Raw genomic sequence first — 16,176 nt, 5'->3', positions numbered from 1 at the left:
TTGTAAACTATCAAACACTGATAGCAATAAATCACAATGATATTGACGCAAAATCGAGATCTGAGTCTTTATCTGTCCTTCGCACCAACAATCTGTGTTAACCAAGCATCTTGTTTATATTTAATTCAAGACCTGCCAGTTGTTTCGCCACTTTACCAACATCACCCGCACCTTGCGTTAAGATTAGGTCGCCGTCTTGTATAACGTTAGCTAAAACTGAAGGTAATTGCTCGATTTCTGGAACAAAAATCGGATCTACCTTACCTCGACTGCGAATTGTGCGACACAATGAACGTCCATCAGCTCCTGCAATTGGCTTTTCACCTGCGGCATAAACATCCAACATGATTAATACATCAACTTGCTCTAGCACATTCGCAAAGTCATCGTACAGATCACGAGTACGGCTATAACGGTGTGGTTGGAAAATCATAACGAGACGTTTATCTTGCCAACCGCTTCTCGCAGCATTAATGGTCACATCAACTTCTGTTGGGTGGTGTCCGTAATCATCCACTAACATGGCATGACCATTACCGGTATCAAACTCGCCAAGGTGATCAAAACGTCGTCCCGTGCCTTGCGTACCGGCCATTGCTTTTAGAATTGCATCGTCTTCAATGTCATCTTCGGTAGCCACTGCAATCGCAGCCGACGCATTAAGTGCATTGTGACGACCTGGAATGTTCAGAGTGATATCTAGGTTGGCACGCCCTTTACGTACTACCGTAAATTTGCCTTGCTGACCTTCTTGACGATAGTTTTCAATGCGTACGTCAGCATCTTCGGAGAAACCGTAAGTAATCACTTGACGACTAATACGTGGGATTAACTCTCGAACCACAGGATCATCAATACAAACAATAGCTTGGCCGTAGAACGGTAGATTGTGTAGAAAATCAATGAAGGTTTGCTTTAACGTTTCAAAGTCACCACCATAAGTATCCATATGATCGGCTTCGATATTGGTGACAATACTTACCATTGGTTGCAGGTGCAGGAATGACGCGTCGCTCTCATCCGCCTCGGCAATTAGAATACGACTCGAGCCTAAACGAGCATTTGTACCAGCGCTTTTCACCAAGCCGCCGTTTACAAACGTTGGATCAAGGCCTGCTTCAGAATAGATTTGTGTCACGAGTGCCGTCGTCGTCGTTTTACCGTGCGTGCCCGCAACGGCAATACCATGACGGAAGCGCATCAACTCAGCGAGCATCTCAGCACGACGTACAATAGGGATACGTAACTCCCGCGCTGCCATCACTTCTGGGTTTTCTTCGTTGATAGCGGTTGAAACCACAACCACACTGGCTTTTTCAACATTGCTAGCTCGGTGCCCGATAAATACCGTCGCACCTTTTGATACTAAACGCTCTGTCACAGGGTTTTCTGATAGGTCAGAACCCGTGATTTGATAGCCTTCATTCAACAGCACTTCTGCAATGCCGCTCATGCCCGCACCACCAATACCGATGAAGTGGATGGATTTCACGCGGCGCATCTCTGGCACCATGGCGCGAATCTGAGCTAAGTCTTGTGTATGTTGGATTGTCATCAATTCTATTCTCAATAATTCGTTAACGCTTTTCGGTCAAAGCGACAATGGCTTGTGCGACAACTCGGTCGGCATTCAATTTAGCAGCGCCACGCGCTTGCTCAGCCATCGTAAGTAAAGCTTGGCGATCCAATTGTTGGATCTGCTGAGTCAGAGACTCAACGGTTAAATCTGGTTGTTCAATCATTTTCGCTGCGCCGCATTCTACTAGATGATCGGCATTCAGTGCTTGTTGGCGATCTTTATGCATAAAAGGAATAAAGATCGCACCAACGCCAGCAGCAGAAACTTCAGAAACGGTTAACGCCCCTGAACGACAAACTAAAAGGTCAGCCCATGCATAAGCCTCTGCTACGTCGTCAATGAACTCTGTGACTTCTGCATTTACCACACCATTAGCTTGGTATGCTGCGTTCACTTCTTCGGCGGAACCTTTGCCCGCTTGATGACGAATACAGTAATCACCGCCCAACTTTGCCATCACTTCTGGCAGAGTTTGGTTAAGAATGCGTGCACCTTGGCTACCGCCCATCACCAGAATACGAATTGGGCCTTGGCGATCTTGCATTCGCTCTGCAGGCGCTTCTAATCTTGTTAGGTCTTCACGAACTGGGTTACCGACTACCTCAGCATTAGGGAACGCGCCAGGAAAGGCCTGAAAGACTTTCTTAGCAATTTTTGATAGCCATTGGTTTGTCAAACCCGCAACCGCGTTTTGTTCGTGCAGAACAACAGGAATACCGCTCAACCAAGCCGCAATACCACCGGGACCACTCACATAACCACCCATACCTAACACGGCATCGGGCTTCCAATGCTTCATGTGCGCCCGAGCTTGCATGATGGCATTAATAATTTGAAATGGAGCTGCAAGCAGACGCTTTACGCCTTGACCTCGTAACCCTTTCACTTTGATAAAATCGATTTCAATGCCATGTTTTGGCACCAAATCCGCTTCCATTCGATCCGCCGTGCCTAACCAACGGATCTCCCAGCCTTGCTCTTGCAGCTGTTTTGCTACAGCTAACCCTGGGAATACGTGACCGCCAGTACCACCAGCCATCACCATCAAACGTTTATTTTGTTTCATTAGTTTGTTGTTCTGATTGTTGTTGCTCGCGTTTCAAGCGGCATTCGTAATCGATACGCAGCAATATGGACACTGCGACGGACATAATAATCAGACTGGAACCACCATAACTGATTAGCGGGAGTGTTAAACCTTTGGTTGGTACGATACCGGCTGCAGCACCAACGTTAACCAACGTCTGGAACGCAAACCAAATACCGATACCGAAAGCCAGATAACCGCCGAACATTTCGCCTTCTTCAAACGCACGCTTGCCTATGTAAACCGCTTTTAACACTAAGCTAAAAATCAACATTAAGACCAACACAACGCCAACAAAACCGAGCTCTTCAGCAAGTACGGCAAACACAAAGTCGGTATGCGCTTCCGGTAGATATTCCAGTTTTTGAATTGAATTACCGAGACCTTGACCGAACCATTCACCACGACCAAACGCCATCAAAGACTGAGTCAACTGATAGCCACTGCCAAATGGGTCTTCCCACGGGTCAAGGAAGGAGGTTACTCGTCGCATACGGTATGGTTCGACTAAAATCAAACCTACCACAGCGCCGATACCTGCCACCATCAACGCGAGAAACTGAGTCAGTTTTGCGCCTGCGATAAACAGCATGCCAAACAGTGTTACTAGCATCACGACGACCGTACCCAAGTCTGGCTGACCAAGCAGTAATACTGCGAAGAAAGCAAACACCATGATTGGCTTCATAAAGCCACCAAAGAAGGTTTGTCGTACTTCGTCTTGCTTTCGAACTAAGTAACCAGACATGAAGATAAACAGCGATAGCTTCGCGACTTCCGCTGGCTGAAGGTTAAACAGCCCAAGGGGAATCCAACGAGACGCACCATTAACCGACTTACCCGCCAAGAGCACGATGATCAACAGTGCGAAAGAAGCCCAAAGTAAGTAATGGCTCTTCTTAAACCACTCTTGCAAAGGCACTTGCAAAATAACAGCGGAGGTCCCTAACGCCAGCACGAGAAACGTCGCATGACGAAACATAAAATGGAACGGCTGTTCCGTTAATCGAGAGCTGATTGGAAAAGATGCAGAGGTTACCATGACCAAACCAGTCAACATCAAACCCAGTGCAATCCACACTAACTGACGATCAAACATCGCCTCTGGGGCTGGATGCTTGAGCCAATTGCCAATACTGCGTTTAACGTTACCTAAACCCACGAAGTGTGTAACCTTTAATTATGCATATTTCTGAGCAAGAGCAGCGAAAGCATCACCTCTTGCCATAAAGTTGTCGAATTGATCAAAGCTAGCACATGCAGGAGACAGCATCACCATATCACCTGGTTTTAACTGCGAAGATACTTGTTGAATCACATCTTCCATGGTGTCGAAACGTATTGCAGATTCATGCAGTGGCATAAATTCATCGCCATCAGCGCCAAAGCAGCACAGTTGCAAGTTAAGCGTCGCGAAGATCGGTTTTAATGGCGAGAAGTCAGCACCTTTGCCAACACCACCAACGAGCAAGTAGAGCTTGCCTGTCGATTCCAAACCAGATAGCGCAGCCATAGTGCTCGCAATATTAGTTGCTTTAGAGTCATTCACCCATTTTACGCCTTGATTATCCGCAACCACCTGGCATCGGTGTGTCAGTCCCGTGTAATTTTTAAGTGCATTCAATGCGTTGTGATAATCAACGCCCGCAGCCTTTAAGAGCGCTAAAACGACCAATGCATTGGATAAGTTGTGTTTACCAACCAACTTAAGCTCATCACTTGCGACGACTCGTTGACCGTGATCGAGCAGCCAAGTACGGTTGCCATCCACCTCGAGACCAAAGTCCTGATTGTCGCTGCCAAATGTCACCAATGGCACCTCTGCATCTGGGAAGGTTTCTTTATCATCACGGTTAACTACCGCGAGATCAGCATGATCAAAAATACGCAACTTGGCTTGTCGATAGTTAGACATGCCTTGATAACGGTCCATATGATCTTCAGAAAGATTCAGAAACGCAGCGGCTTTGAGCTTTAAGCTTGACGTCGTTTCTAACTGGAAGCTTGAGAGTTCAAGCACATACAGGTCTGCGTCATGTTCTAGTAAATCCAATGCAGGAACGCCGATATTGCCACCAACGCCAACTTCCAAACCCGCGGCCTTGGCCATCACGCCAGTGAGATCGGTGACTGTGCTCTTACCGTTTGAGCCCGTAATCGCAATCACCGGTTTCTGCACCGCCCAGGCGAATAACTCAATATCACCAACTATTGTCGTGCCTTTTGCTAATAAGGCTTGGATCTCTGGTGTCGCTAGCGCAATACCAGGGTTGGTCACGATAAGATCAGCGTCAGAAAGCCAGTCTGTATTCCAACCACCACTATGCAGTTGAACACCTTCCGGCAAGCGCTCTGCTCCCGGAGGGTTTACGCGAGTATCAATGACTTTGACCACAAGCTGTGGCTGATTTTTTCTTAGGTGTTTAACGACAGAGAGCCCGGTAATACCGAGCCCTACGACGACAACACTATGTATGTTTTGCCAACGTTCCATATTTGATCACACTGTAAATCTTGTTCTTGGAAAGTGCGATTAACGCACTTTCAATGTCGCAAGACCAATCAGAACAAGAACCATAGAAATAATCCAGAAGCGCACGATTACGCGAGGTTCTGGCCAACCTTTCAATTCGTAGTGGTGGTGAATCGGTGCCATACGGAAGATCCGCTGACCACGCAGTTTGTATGAACCCACCTGTAGAATTACCGACAGCGTTTCCATCACAAACACACCGCCCATGATCACCAACACCAACTCTTGACGAACGAGAACAGCAATAGTGCCTAACGCGCCGCCAAGCGCTAGTGAGCCGACATCACCCATGAACACTTGTGCTGGATACGTGTTAAACCACAAGAAACCAAGGCCTGCACCGACGATTGCTGTACATACGACAACCAACTCAGAAGCATGTGGTAGGTATGGAATATGAAGGTATTCAGAGAAGTTAACGTTACCCGTCGCCCATGCAATAACCGCGAAGCCTGCAGCAACAAGAACCGTTGGCATGATTGCCAAACCGTCTAGACCATCGGTCAGGTTAACCGCGTTACTCGTACCGACAATCACAAAGTAAGTCAGGATAATGTACATCAAACCAAGTTGCGGCATGATGTCTTTAAAGAATGGCACCACGAGCTGAGTGGCTGCAGTGTCTTTACCGTAAGCGTACAATGCAAAAGCGACGACAAACGCGATCAACGATTGCCAGAAGTACTTCCAACGCGCGATCAAACCATCGGTATTTTTGCGCACCACTTTACGATAATCATCAACAAATCCGACTGCACCGTAGCCAAGCAAAACCGTCAAGACCGCCCATACATATGGGTTGGATAAGTCAGTCCAAAGCAAGATTGTGATTGAGATGGCCGCTAAGATCATGATACCGCCCATCGTTGGAGTACCACGCTTACTAAAGTGAGATTCAGGACCTTCGTTACGTACTACCTGACCAATTTGCAGCATTTGCAAACGCTTGATCATGATTGGTCCCATCCATAACGACAGACCCAGAGCGGTTAATACGCTTAGAATTGCTCGAAAAGACAAGTATTCAAACAATCGGAAAAAAGACAGGTATGGCTGTAGCAGCTCGGCAAGCCAAATAATCATTAATAATACTCCTTCAAAGCAGCAGCGACTTCAAACATACGTGCACCGTTCGCTCCTTTCACCAAAATCGTATGGTTTTCAGGAACGGCTTGGTCTAGATGCTGCTTGATGTATTCAATCATCTCTTGGTGCGTCTCAAAATGAATGCCTTGGCAAAGCTCACTGATCACCTTGGCGTCTGCACCATATGTGAGAACATGTTCAAATTTTTGTGGGGCAGCATGTTCCCCGACTTGACGATGAAGTGCAAGACTTTCCTCGCCCAATTCCGCCATATTACCTAAAATCAGCCAGCGCTGACCTGGGAAAGCAGCCAATAAGTCAACCGCCGCTTTCATGGCTGGCACGCTTGCGTTGTAGCTGTCATCAATCAATTTGATTTTTTCGCTCAGCGCTTCAACCTCGACGCGACCTTTCACTTTGTTTAAATGTTTAAGGCCAGCGCGAACCTCTTCTAATGTGGCGCCCATTTGTAACGCAATAATAGAAGCTGCGATTGCATTCGCCACGTTGTGTTGACCTATAATACCCAGAGACAGTTCAATTTCTTGTGAGCTTGCTGCGATATGTAGGTTAAAGCTGGCCTCTCCCGCGGCATTCATCACGATATTTGATGCATAGTAATCAGCCGCAGAATTACTTTGTGAGAAGGTGATAACTTCCTTATCCGCCAGCACGCTTTCCCACTTTGTTTCGCCATTGCTGTCTAAATTGACAATCGCAATACTACCTGCAGCAAGACCTTGGTAAATTTCACCTTTGGCTTGTTTCACGCCATCAATAGAACCGAAGCCTTCAAGATGCGCGGCGGCTACATTATTTACTAACGCGATATCTGGTTTTACTAACTGCGTTGTGTAAGCAATTTCACCGATATGGTTAGCACCAAGCTCAATCACGGCATAATCGTCATCCTGCTGTGAGCGCAATAACGTCAACGGAACACCAATATCATTATTGAAGTTACCTGCAGTAAACAGCACTTTGCCTTTCAATTGCAGAATGCTCGCGACCATTTCTTTGACGGTCGTTTTACCACAACTGCCTGTGATGGCAACGGTAGGTGTTTGGCAAGTTTGATGCACCCAAGAGGCTAACTCACCCAGTGCCATTTTGGTGTCCGACACCACGACTTGTGGCACATTCACATCTAAACGTTTTTGTACGAGTAAAGCACCAGCGCCTGCATCCACCGCTTGTTGGCAAAAGTTGTGCGCATCAAAGCGCTCACCCACCAGCGCAACAAATAAAGCACAGTTGTCAATCGCTCGTGTATCAGTAGAAACCGCGTCGATAAGTAGATCATCGCCGAATAGCTCACCGCGAGTGATGTTGGCAATTTGAGATAATGTTACTTTGATCATAAGGACAATCCTAAAAGCTGCATAGCGGACTCACGGTCGGAGTAATGAATCGTTTCGCCATTCCGAATTTGATAATCTTCGTGGCCCTTACCCGCTAACAAGATGATGTCGTTTGGCGAAGCGTTCTCAACCGCATAAGACAGTGCTTTGAAACGGTCATGCTGCACAATCGCTTCGGCAGGTTTTGACAGCCCAGCCAGCATGTCTTTTACAATCTGAGCCGGCTCTTCGCTGCGTGGGTTATCGTCAGTCAACACCACTCTGTCGCCTAGACGCTCTGCAATTTCCGCCATCATTGGGCGCTTACCTGCATCGCGATCGCCTCCGCAGCCAAAAATAGCCCACAGCTGGCCTTCACAATGAACTCGTAAAGCGTGCAGCGCTTTTTCTAGTGCATCAGGAGTATGGGCATAATCGACCACGACTTTGGCACGGCCCTCTGTCTGGAATAACTCCATTCGGCCGAGTACAGGTTGTAACTGACCTGCGGTTTCGAGTAACGCTTGTTTATCCTTACCCAAGCTTAATAAGGTCGCAAAAGCGAGCATTATGTTGGTTGCGTTAAACTCACCAATCAGTGGCGCGTGCAATTGACCTGAGCCAAATTTACCATCAAATTGGATAGTAATACCCGACTCCGCGTAACGGACATCTGTCGCCCAAATTGCGCTTTCAAATTCAGTGTTCGGTTTGAGTGACACCGCAATCGCATTGCTTAACTGCGACGCCCATGCATGACCGACCTCATCATCGATATTGATAATGGCACGTTCACATTGATGTTGCGTAAACAACCCCAGCTTTGCATTGGCGTACTCTTCCATCGTGCCATGGTAATCTAGGTGATCACGACTTAGATTAGTAAACACACCCGCCGCAAACGACAATGCCTTGACACGGCCTTGCGTTAAGCCATGAGAAGAAACTTCTAGCGCGGTGTATGCGGCTTGTTGATTTGCGAGAGAAGAGAGCGTTTTCTGAATTTCTACAGCATTCCCTGTTGTATTCGCGGCTTGCTGTAAATTGTCGAGAAAACCATTTCCCGTCGTGCCCATCACTGCCGCTTTGTGGCCAAGTAGCTCTAGCCATTGTGCAATTAGCTGGGTAATGGTGGTTTTGCCGTTGGTACCGGTGACACCAACCAAATCCATATCTGGGTAAGCATAGAGCTTTCCAGCGATTGCAGATAAACGTTGATCCAACGTATCGAGGTAAATAACGGGAACGTCATCGATGATTTCCACCGTGCCGTGTGCTTTTACCTCACAGCCTTGCGCTAGAACCGCATTGGCGCCTTGCTCAATGGCAGAAGCAATGAAATTACGCCCATCCACAACATGGCCAATCACCGCAACAAACGTGGTTCCAGGCTGAACTCTTCGGCTGTCGAGCTCCAATTCAGAAACAAGAACGGACGATAAGCTAGGGCAATCCACCCAAGGGGAAAGCAGCACGTCCATACTGATGGCTTTAGTCATATTTGTTCTCCGAGCTTTGGCTCAGGTTTTCTTAATTTTGTTTGCTCAGTAAGCCACTCAGCTTACTGCTGGAATTTGTTTTCGTCTGGTGCAACATTGAGTATTTGTAGCGCGCCTTTCATGATTTCAGAGAAGACAGGAGACGCGACCGAACCACCATAGTAATCATCACCTTGAGGCTCGTTTACGATCACAACCAATGCAATTCGCGGATCGCTAACCGGAGCAAGCCCTGCCGTATAAGTGATGTACTCATCGCTGTATCCACCTGCAGACGCTTTACGTGAGGTACCTGTTTTGGCTCCCACTCGATAACCAGGAACTGCCGCTCGACGAGCTGAGCCTCCTTTTTGGGTTACGGTTTCCAGCATGTCCAAGACCTGGCGTGCGTACTTTGCACTCACTACTTGGCGCGACATGTCATGATCATTGCTTTCGATAATATGGATTGGCTCGTATTTGCCGAGATTTCCAAGCGTCGCATAGGCATGCGCTAACTGGATTGGCGTTATCGATAGACCATAACCAAACGCAATCGTGGCACGTTCAATAGGAGACCATCGTGTTCGTGTCGGGAAGATACCAGTCACTTCCCCAACGAGGTTCAGACCAGAAAGCTCACCAAAGCCCACAGAGCTGTACAGACCGAGCAGCGCCTCTACTGGCATTTGCATTGCCAGCTTCGTCACACCGATGTTACTCGATTTTTTGAGGATCGTGGTCAAGCTCGCTTTACCCACGCGGGATACATCTCTTACTCGGCTACCACCTAAACGAAGTACACCATTACCGGTATCTACGATGGTATCTTTATCGGCTACCCCATTTTCTAAGGCGGCTAAAATAACGAAAGGCTTAATGGTGGAGCCTGGCTCCATCGAGTCCGTGATCACTCGGTTACGCATTTTATAGCTTTGCCAGTCGCTACGATTGTTAGGGTTGTAGGAAGGCGCATTCACCATGGCCAATACGGCGCCGGTTTTCACGTCCAACATAACAACGGAGCCTGACGTGGCGCGATGGTCCGCAACAGCTTGTTTAATAGCACGATAAGCAATCGCCTGTAGGCGCTGGTCGATTGTCAACTGGAGTGACTTACCTTCTTGCTTGTCTTGCCACGCAATGTTTTCTACGACGCGACCATAACGGTCTTTACGAATGGTTTTCTTACCTGCGGCGCCAGTAAGCCACTCATCGTAGCTACGCTCAACACCCTCTAGACCATGCCCATCAATACCCGTCACCCCAACTAAGTGAGCACTAACCTCACCGGCAGGATAGTAACGACGAGATTCTGACTTAAGGCCCACACCAGGCAGCTTTAGCTCACGAATATAGTTCGCCATGGCCGGACTCACTTGGCGCTGTAAGTAAATAAAGCGGCGCTTTTCATTGTGCTTGATCTTGTCTATCAACCCTTGTCGGTCAACACCAAGAACATCCGCTAATGCATACCAGCTCTTGATCTGGCTTAAGGCATTTTCTTTAAATATCGTCGCGGGATCCGCCCAAACGGCCTCAACAGGCACACTGACAGCGAGCGGCTCACCATTTCGGTCCGAAATAATACCGCGTGCAGAAGGAATGGATTTCACACGAACCGAGCGTAGGTCACCTTGTTTAATCAGGTTATCCGGTTCAATGATTTGAATATAGGCTACGCGCGCTACCAAAAGTGCAAATGCACAAAAGACAAAAAACAGTAATAGATGGAAGCGCCAACGAATCAGAAAGGATTCTTCAACCGCCACTTTCACTGCTTTTTTCTCGGTTTTCGTATCCCCCGAAGCGTTTTTTTCTTTCGCGACAGGTTTACGCTTGTTGCTTGGTTTCGTGTTGGTTTTCTTTCTAATCATTTGAGCGTGACAACCACTTCTTTATCGCCATCAGGTCGTTTCATTTCAAGTTCTTTTTTGGCAAGGTCTTGAACACGACTGTGTTCCGCGAGGGCCGTTTCTTCCAACATCAGGTTGCGCCATTCGCTATCTAAACGCTCTCGTTCAACCAAAGTGTGATCTTTTTCGGTGATCGCTTGACGCGCATGGTGGGTAGCAAATACCACTCCCATTGCCGATGCCATGATCAATAGCAACAACAGTAATGGCCAGCGACCAACGGTGATAAGATCCGTTGCAATCAACTTAGCAAGGTTAGGAGTGGGTTTCGTCATAATAATTAAAGCTTTTCTGCAATTCTTAGCACAGAGCTGCGCGAACGAGGGTTCATTTCAATTTCTTGTTTGCTTGGCTTAATCGCTTTGCTCACCGCTTTCATATTCGCACTACCAAGAGCACGAATTTGCTCTTCAGTCATTGGAATGCCATGTGGCACTTCAGGTCCTTTGCTCTCTTTACGGATAAAACGTTTGACCATACGGTCTTCCAGAGAGTGGAAACTGATGACAGATAAACGACCTTCAGGAGCCAGAATGCTTGCCGCACCTTTTAGTGCCGTATCAATTTCTTCTAACTCACTGTTGATGTAAATACGAAATGCCTGGAACGCACGAGTCGCAGGGTGTTTTTTCTCTTTAAAGCTTTTGGGTGCAGCATCTGAGATCAGCTTCGCGAGCTGGCCAGTACGTACCAGAGGTTCATTTTCTTCGTCTTCACGGTAGGCAACAATCGCTTTGGCAATACGGCGCGCGTGTTTGTCTTCACCAAATTCACGAATCACCCAGGTAATATCATCGAGGTCAGCTTCCATTAGCCATTGAGATACGGGAATACCTGATGTTGGGTCCATACGCATATCTAGCGGGCCGTCTTTCATAAAGCTAAAGCCACGCTCTGCGTCGTCTAACTGCGGAGAAGAAACACCTAAATCCAGTAGAACGCCATCAACTTTGCCAACCAAGTCATACTCTTTAGCATACTCAGCAATGCCAGAAAATGGACCATGAATGATGGTGAAGCGAGGATCATTGATTTTGCCTGCTTCAGCTATCGCTTGAGGGTCACGATCGATACTGTACAGTCGGCCGTTTTCTCCGAGTTTAGATAGAATAGTCCGGCTGTGACCGCCACGGCCAAATGTTCCATCGATATAGATACCGTCTGGTTTGATAGCTAAGCCATCAATGGATTCATTTAATAACACGGAAATATGTTGGAAGGTTTCGGTCATAGCTTTCTCGTTGAATGATCTTGAAGCGATTTTAAGATATGTTGCTCTCTCATGCTGAATATTTATAGCAAAAGATCAACCTACCATAGTGTACTGATTTCCCACATCATCGCCACCTCAAGTCTAAAGTCAGACGTGATTTAACGCCAAGTTTATTGGTAATGACAGGGTTTGCGTCAATAAAATGCAAAAAACCCATCACTACAAAAAGTAGTGATGGGTCTCGAATAGTTGGAGTCGACACATAAGCCGGGTTCTGTTCCGCTTGCGCGGCGGTAGCCATTCGTCTAGGCCAGCAATCGCTCACTGGCTCAAGCAACCTACCCGCCTCCTTACGCGAGCAACGCAATGTGGAGGCCTATTTGGTCTTGCTCCGGGTGGAGTTTACCCTGCAACGAACTATTGCTAGTCGTCCGGTGCGCTCTTACCGCACCCTTTCACCCTTACCTGTGCCCTAGGGCCATCGGCGGTCTTCTCTCTGCTGCACTTGTCGTAGGCTTGCGCCTCCCAGGCGTTACCTGGCACCCTGCTCTATGGAGCCCGGACTTTCCTCCCCTTTACCAGTCTCCCGAAGGACGTCAACGTCAGTCTCCCAAAGGACTTCAACGTCAGTCTCCCGAAGGACATCAGTAAAGCAGCGACTACCCAGTCAACTCCGAGGGCGGATTGTATAGAGTTATCTACTCAGAGTCTAGTGAGATCACAGATATGATGAAATGAATGCATTGAGTGGTGTTTTTTTAACCTAACCATTAAACATTGAGCCTAAAAAAGGCCGATATTTTCACATCGACCCACTTTACAATGTTTCTCGTTAGCAGTGCTTAGTCTAAGTTTTCTAAGCCCCACTTATACAACGCATTCTTCTTCAAGTTATGAATTTCTGCCACCAAAGCCGCTGCTTTTTTCAAAGGCAGCTCTTTGGTTAAAATCCCTAATGTACGCAAGGCTTCATCTGGCAATGAATCGTCCGCGGTTTCGCGATGACCATGTACCAACAATACCATTTCGCCACGCTGTTGGTTATCGTCACTTTTCACCCACTCAATTAACTCACCTAATGGCATACCTTGAATGGTTTCAAAGGTTTTCGTTAGTTCTCTCGCCAACACGACTTCTCTATCTGGGCCAAGAACGTCTAACATGTCTTGTAGAGAGTCCAAAATACGGTGCGGTGACTCGTAAAAAATACACGTACGCTCTACCGAAGCAATCTCTAGGAATTTATCCTTACGGCCTTTGCTTTTCGGTGGTAAAAAGCCTTCGAAGCTAAAGCGATCGGATGGCAAGCCTGATGCACTTAACGCCGTAATGACCGCGCAAGCACCAGGAAGCGGCACAACTCTAACGCCCGCTTGACGACATTTTGTCACCAAATGGTATCCTGGGTCGCTGATAAGTGGCGTACCAGCGTCAGAAACTAACGCGATAGACTGACCGGAAAGCAGCTTTTCTACCAAAACCTGTGCTTTTTGCTGTTCATTGTGATCATGCAGAGCAAAAGTTTTGGTTTGAATATTGAAGTGAGACAGTAATTTACCCGTATGTCGAGTATCCTCAGCAGCAATGATGTCCACCGTCGACAGAATTTCGATAGCACGTTGGGTGATATCCGCTAAATTTCCGATTGGAGTCGGTACGATATAGAGAGTTGGCCCCTCATTCGGCAACTTATTTTTATCTGTCATTTGTTTACCATCACTTCAACGATTAATATAGAGACAATTTTGTACAAAATTATAGAGAACTCACGGCAATGATTAACCATAAGAGACTCAGTGTACCACGCATACTTACTCCTGTTGCACTAGCAATTACGCTCGCCGCCTGTTCTTCAGGTCCAAGACAGCCTGATGGCGTTGATGTAACACTTGAGCCTACTCAGTCTGTTCAGAACTATATGATCCAAGCTGATAGCACGGAAGGCAGTTTACAAAATGACTGGTTGATCATGGCAACCAAAGCCGCTATTCAAGCGAACCAGTTTGATCAAGCAGAACTGTTGATCAAACGTCTGGCTCGACAACAGTTGACCGAAGTTCAGCAAGCGGAGTGGCAACTGGCGCGTGCGACCATACAGCAAAAGCAAGGTAATTACTCGCAGTTGCTGCAATTGTTAAACTTTAAACCTTGGTGGAAATTGCCAAACGAGCAATGGAAAGACTATTACTTGATGCGTGCCGACGCTTATCAAGGCCTCAACCAAGCGTTTGAAGCAAACCGCCAGCTGGTTGCATTTGGTCAATACGCCTCGTCAGCAGAGCAGAGGGAAATCTCTAGCCGTATTTGGATGAACTTTGGCAGCTACTCAGAATATGAACTCACCTCATTAGAAACAGAGCCGAATGAGGATGTTCTAGACGGCTGGCTTCAGCTGGCTGTTTATGCAAAAACGCTATCGGGCAACCTGTCCCAACTTAAAAATACGCTAGAGCGCTGGTTAAGCGAAAACCCTTCGCACCCTGCTGCTATCTACACACCAGAAGAGATTCAAAACATTCTCTCTCTTGATATCGTGAAGCCAAACAATACTGCTTTATTGCTGCCGCTGACGGGTAAGTTCTCGCCACAAGCGCAATTAATTCGTGATGGTTTTGTGTTTGCGATGATGAATGATCGTAATCGAGATCCTAGTGCAACACTTACGGTGATTGACACCAATGCGTATAACGCTGACCAAATTAAACAACGCTTGATCAATGAAAACATCGATTTTGTTGTTGGCCCTCTAGAAAAAGAGAACGTGGAGTTGTTGCACACAACCATGGATGGCTCAGCAAATGGCCCTACCATTCCAGCCCTTGCGCTAAATATCCCCGAGGATGTGCAACCAGATAGCAATATTTGCTACTTGGCATTATCACCGGAACAAGAAGCCGCACAAGCTGCAAAACACTTGTTCAGCGAAGGCTATAACTTCCCTCTTATTCTTGCACCAAAAGGCAGCTTTGGAGAGCGTGTAACTGAGGCTTTCAACAAAGAATGGCGAAAGTACAGCTCTAACAAAGTCGCAGCAAGTTACTTTGGTGACAAGCGCCAACTTCAAAAAGACATCAATGAAGTATTTGGCCTGCAAGAGAGCAAGCAGCGTATCGCCCAGATGCAATCATTAATGCGAATTAAGCTTGAAACACAGCCACGTAGTCGTCGTGATGTTGATGCGGTTTATATCGTAGCTAGAAGCACTGAGCTGACTTTGATCAAGCCGTTTATCGAAGTAGCGATTAACCCTGATGCGAAAGCACCACAAATCTTCTCTAGTTCGCGTAGCAACAGTGGCGGCGCGACATACGAAGATCTAACAGGCATCATCTACAGCGACATTCCATTGCTGATTGACCCAGATCCTAGCGTAACCGCTGAAATGAACGAACTTTGGTCAGAGCAATCTAATATGGAAAAACGTTTGAAAGCACTCGGTATGGATGCATATAAATTGATCGGTGAACTTCCACAAATGAAGGTCGTTCCTGGTTACTCAGTCGGTGGCCAAACCGGTATTTTAAGTATCGACAACAACTGTGTTGTACAGCGTGAATTGAGCTGGGCTGAGCGTGGGGCTCTTTAGTAAGCGCCAAATCGGAAATCAATATGAAGCTCTGGCGAAGCACTATTTGCAACGCCAGGGCTTGCGCTTTATTGAACAAAATTTCCTGACCAAGGTCGGTGAGATTGATTTAATCTTCCAACAAGGTGAAACTATCGTGTTTGTTGAAGTCAAATATCGTAAGAATGATCACTTTGGCTCAGCAGCAGAAATGGTAACGCACGCAAAAATGCGCAAGCTAATCAAAACTGCACAAGTTTGGCTTAGCCAACAAAAGCGCTTAAAACACAATATCGATTATCGGTTTGATGTCATCGCTATTCATGACAATGGGCGAGATATCAACTGGATAGAAAACGCAATCTCTGAAGGATAAGCG

13 protein-coding genes and 1 other RNA gene are annotated in these 16,176 nt (G+C 47.0%); 2 read left to right on the top strand and 12 right to left on the bottom strand.

All coding sequences use genetic code 11. The annotated features are described in order from the left end of the window. Positions 1–97: 97 nt before the first annotated feature. The 12 genes from murC to rsmI all read right to left on the bottom strand — a co-directional run bounded on the left by murC (position 98) and on the right by rsmI (position 13,938). A complete protein-coding gene (murC, locus tag LIX84_RS14120; protein WP_226421560.1) occupies positions 98–1,555 on the bottom strand; it encodes a UDP-N-acetylmuramate--L-alanine ligase in 1,458 nt (485 codons plus the stop codon). 22 nt (positions 1,556–1,577) lie between these two features. Then, complete coding sequence (gene murG / locus LIX84_RS14115; protein ID WP_104974500.1) at positions 1,578–2,645, bottom strand: undecaprenyldiphospho-muramoylpentapeptide beta-N-acetylglucosaminyltransferase; 1,068 nt, start codon at positions 2,643–2,645, stop codon at positions 1,578–1,580. Continuing rightward, a complete protein-coding gene (gene ftsW, locus LIX84_RS14110; protein WP_005396444.1) occupies positions 2,632–3,828 on the bottom strand; it encodes a cell division protein FtsW in 1,197 nt (398 codons plus the stop codon). Before ftsW ends, murG begins: the two co-directional genes overlap by 14 nt. Before the next feature lie 18 nt (positions 3,829–3,846). Beyond that, positions 3,847–5,160 carry a UDP-N-acetylmuramoyl-L-alanine--D-glutamate ligase gene (gene murD / locus LIX84_RS14105; RefSeq protein WP_226421559.1) on the bottom strand — a complete coding sequence of 438 codons (1,314 nt, stop codon included), beginning with the start codon at positions 5,158–5,160 and terminating at the stop codon, positions 3,847–3,849. A 39-nt stretch (positions 5,161–5,199) separates the two neighbouring features. After that, complete coding sequence (mraY, locus tag LIX84_RS14100; protein WP_005372931.1) at positions 5,200–6,282, bottom strand: phospho-N-acetylmuramoyl-pentapeptide-transferase; 1,083 nt, start codon at positions 6,280–6,282, stop codon at positions 5,200–5,202. After that, complete coding sequence (locus LIX84_RS14095) at positions 6,282–7,646, bottom strand: UDP-N-acetylmuramoyl-tripeptide--D-alanyl-D-alanine ligase (RefSeq protein ID WP_109168782.1); 1,365 nt, start codon at positions 7,644–7,646, stop codon at positions 6,282–6,284. The genes mraY and LIX84_RS14095 overlap by 1 nt, the downstream gene beginning before the upstream one ends. Then, positions 7,643–9,124, bottom strand: coding sequence for a UDP-N-acetylmuramoyl-L-alanyl-D-glutamate--2,6-diaminopimelate ligase (gene murE / locus LIX84_RS14090; protein ID WP_226421558.1), 1,482 nt, complete (start codon positions 9,122–9,124; stop codon positions 7,643–7,645). The genes LIX84_RS14095 and murE overlap by 4 nt, the downstream gene beginning before the upstream one ends. Before the next feature lie 62 nt (positions 9,125–9,186). Continuing rightward, positions 9,187–10,980 carry a penicillin-binding transpeptidase domain-containing protein gene (locus LIX84_RS14085; RefSeq protein WP_226421557.1) on the bottom strand — a complete coding sequence of 598 codons (1,794 nt, stop codon included), beginning with the start codon at positions 10,978–10,980 and terminating at the stop codon, positions 9,187–9,189. Beyond that, the gene (gene ftsL / locus LIX84_RS14080) at positions 10,977–11,294 is read right to left on the bottom strand and encodes a cell division protein FtsL (protein WP_226421556.1); all 318 of its coding nucleotides are present in this window, start codon (positions 11,292–11,294) and stop codon (positions 10,977–10,979) included. The genes LIX84_RS14085 and ftsL overlap by 4 nt, the downstream gene beginning before the upstream one ends. Positions 11,295–11,299: 5 nt before the next feature. Beyond that, complete coding sequence (gene rsmH / locus LIX84_RS14075) at positions 11,300–12,250, bottom strand: 16S rRNA (cytosine(1402)-N(4))-methyltransferase RsmH (protein ID WP_005396452.1); 951 nt, start codon at positions 12,248–12,250, stop codon at positions 11,300–11,302. 229 nt (positions 12,251–12,479) lie between these two features. Continuing rightward, positions 12,480–12,907: RNase P RNA component class A (gene rnpB / locus LIX84_RS14070), an RNA gene on the bottom strand. A gap of 167 nt (positions 12,908–13,074) precedes the next feature. Further along, the gene (gene rsmI, locus LIX84_RS14065; RefSeq protein WP_226421555.1) at positions 13,075–13,938 is read right to left on the bottom strand and encodes a 16S rRNA (cytidine(1402)-2'-O)-methyltransferase; all 864 of its coding nucleotides are present in this window, start codon (positions 13,936–13,938) and stop codon (positions 13,075–13,077) included. Positions 13,939–14,006: 68 nt separating this feature from the next. Between rsmI and LIX84_RS14060 the strand changes: the two genes are divergently transcribed. Together LIX84_RS14060 and LIX84_RS14055 are read left to right on the top strand one after the other, a co-directional pair. Continuing rightward, positions 14,007–15,818: a penicillin-binding protein activator gene (locus tag LIX84_RS14060; RefSeq protein WP_048626628.1), complete on the top strand. Its 1,812-nt coding sequence runs from the start codon at positions 14,007–14,009 to the stop codon at positions 15,816–15,818. Further along, positions 15,805–16,173, top strand: coding sequence for a YraN family protein (locus LIX84_RS14055; RefSeq protein WP_012842156.1), 369 nt, complete (start codon positions 15,805–15,807; stop codon positions 16,171–16,173). The genes LIX84_RS14060 and LIX84_RS14055 overlap by 14 nt, the downstream gene beginning before the upstream one ends. The last annotated feature ends 3 nt before the right edge of the window (positions 16,174–16,176 follow it).

Source organism: Vibrio sp. E14, assembly GCF_020515785.1.
In the GTDB taxonomy this organism is placed as follows: Bacteria; Pseudomonadota; Gammaproteobacteria; order Enterobacterales; family Vibrionaceae; genus Vibrio; species Vibrio diabolicus.
Note: the sequence above shows the minus strand (reverse complement) of the source record. Positions and strands in the feature narration are given on the sequence as shown.

Coding starts and splice junctions, on each gene's coding strand:
- murG (WP_104974500.1), bottom strand. CDS start 2,645: ATGAAACAAAATAAACGTTTGATGGTGATGGCTGGTGGTACTGGCGGT.
- rsmI (WP_226421555.1), bottom strand. CDS start 13,938: ATGACAGATAAAAATAAGTTGCCGAATGAGGGGCCAACTCTCTATATC.
- ftsL (WP_226421556.1), bottom strand. CDS start 11,294: ATGACGAAACCCACTCCTAACCTTGCTAAGTTGATTGCAACGGATCTT.
- murE (WP_226421558.1), bottom strand. CDS start 9,124: ATGACTAAAGCCATCAGTATGGACGTGCTGCTTTCCCCTTGGGTGGAT.
- rsmH (WP_005396452.1), bottom strand. CDS start 12,250: ATGACCGAAACCTTCCAACATATTTCCGTGTTATTAAATGAATCCATT.
- murC (WP_226421560.1), bottom strand. CDS start 1,555: ATGACAATCCAACATACACAAGACTTAGCTCAGATTCGCGCCATGGTG.
- mraY (WP_005372931.1), bottom strand. CDS start 6,282: ATGATTATTTGGCTTGCCGAGCTGCTACAGCCATACCTGTCTTTTTTC.
- murD (WP_226421559.1), bottom strand. CDS start 5,160: ATGGAACGTTGGCAAAACATACATAGTGTTGTCGTCGTAGGGCTCGGT.
- LIX84_RS14085 (WP_226421557.1), bottom strand. CDS start 10,980: ATGATTAGAAAGAAAACCAACACGAAACCAAGCAACAAGCGTAAACCT.
- LIX84_RS14060 (WP_048626628.1), top strand. CDS start 14,007: ATGATTAACCATAAGAGACTCAGTGTACCACGCATACTTACTCCTGTT.
- LIX84_RS14095 (WP_109168782.1), bottom strand. CDS start 7,646: ATGATCAAAGTAACATTATCTCAAATTGCCAACATCACTCGCGGTGAG.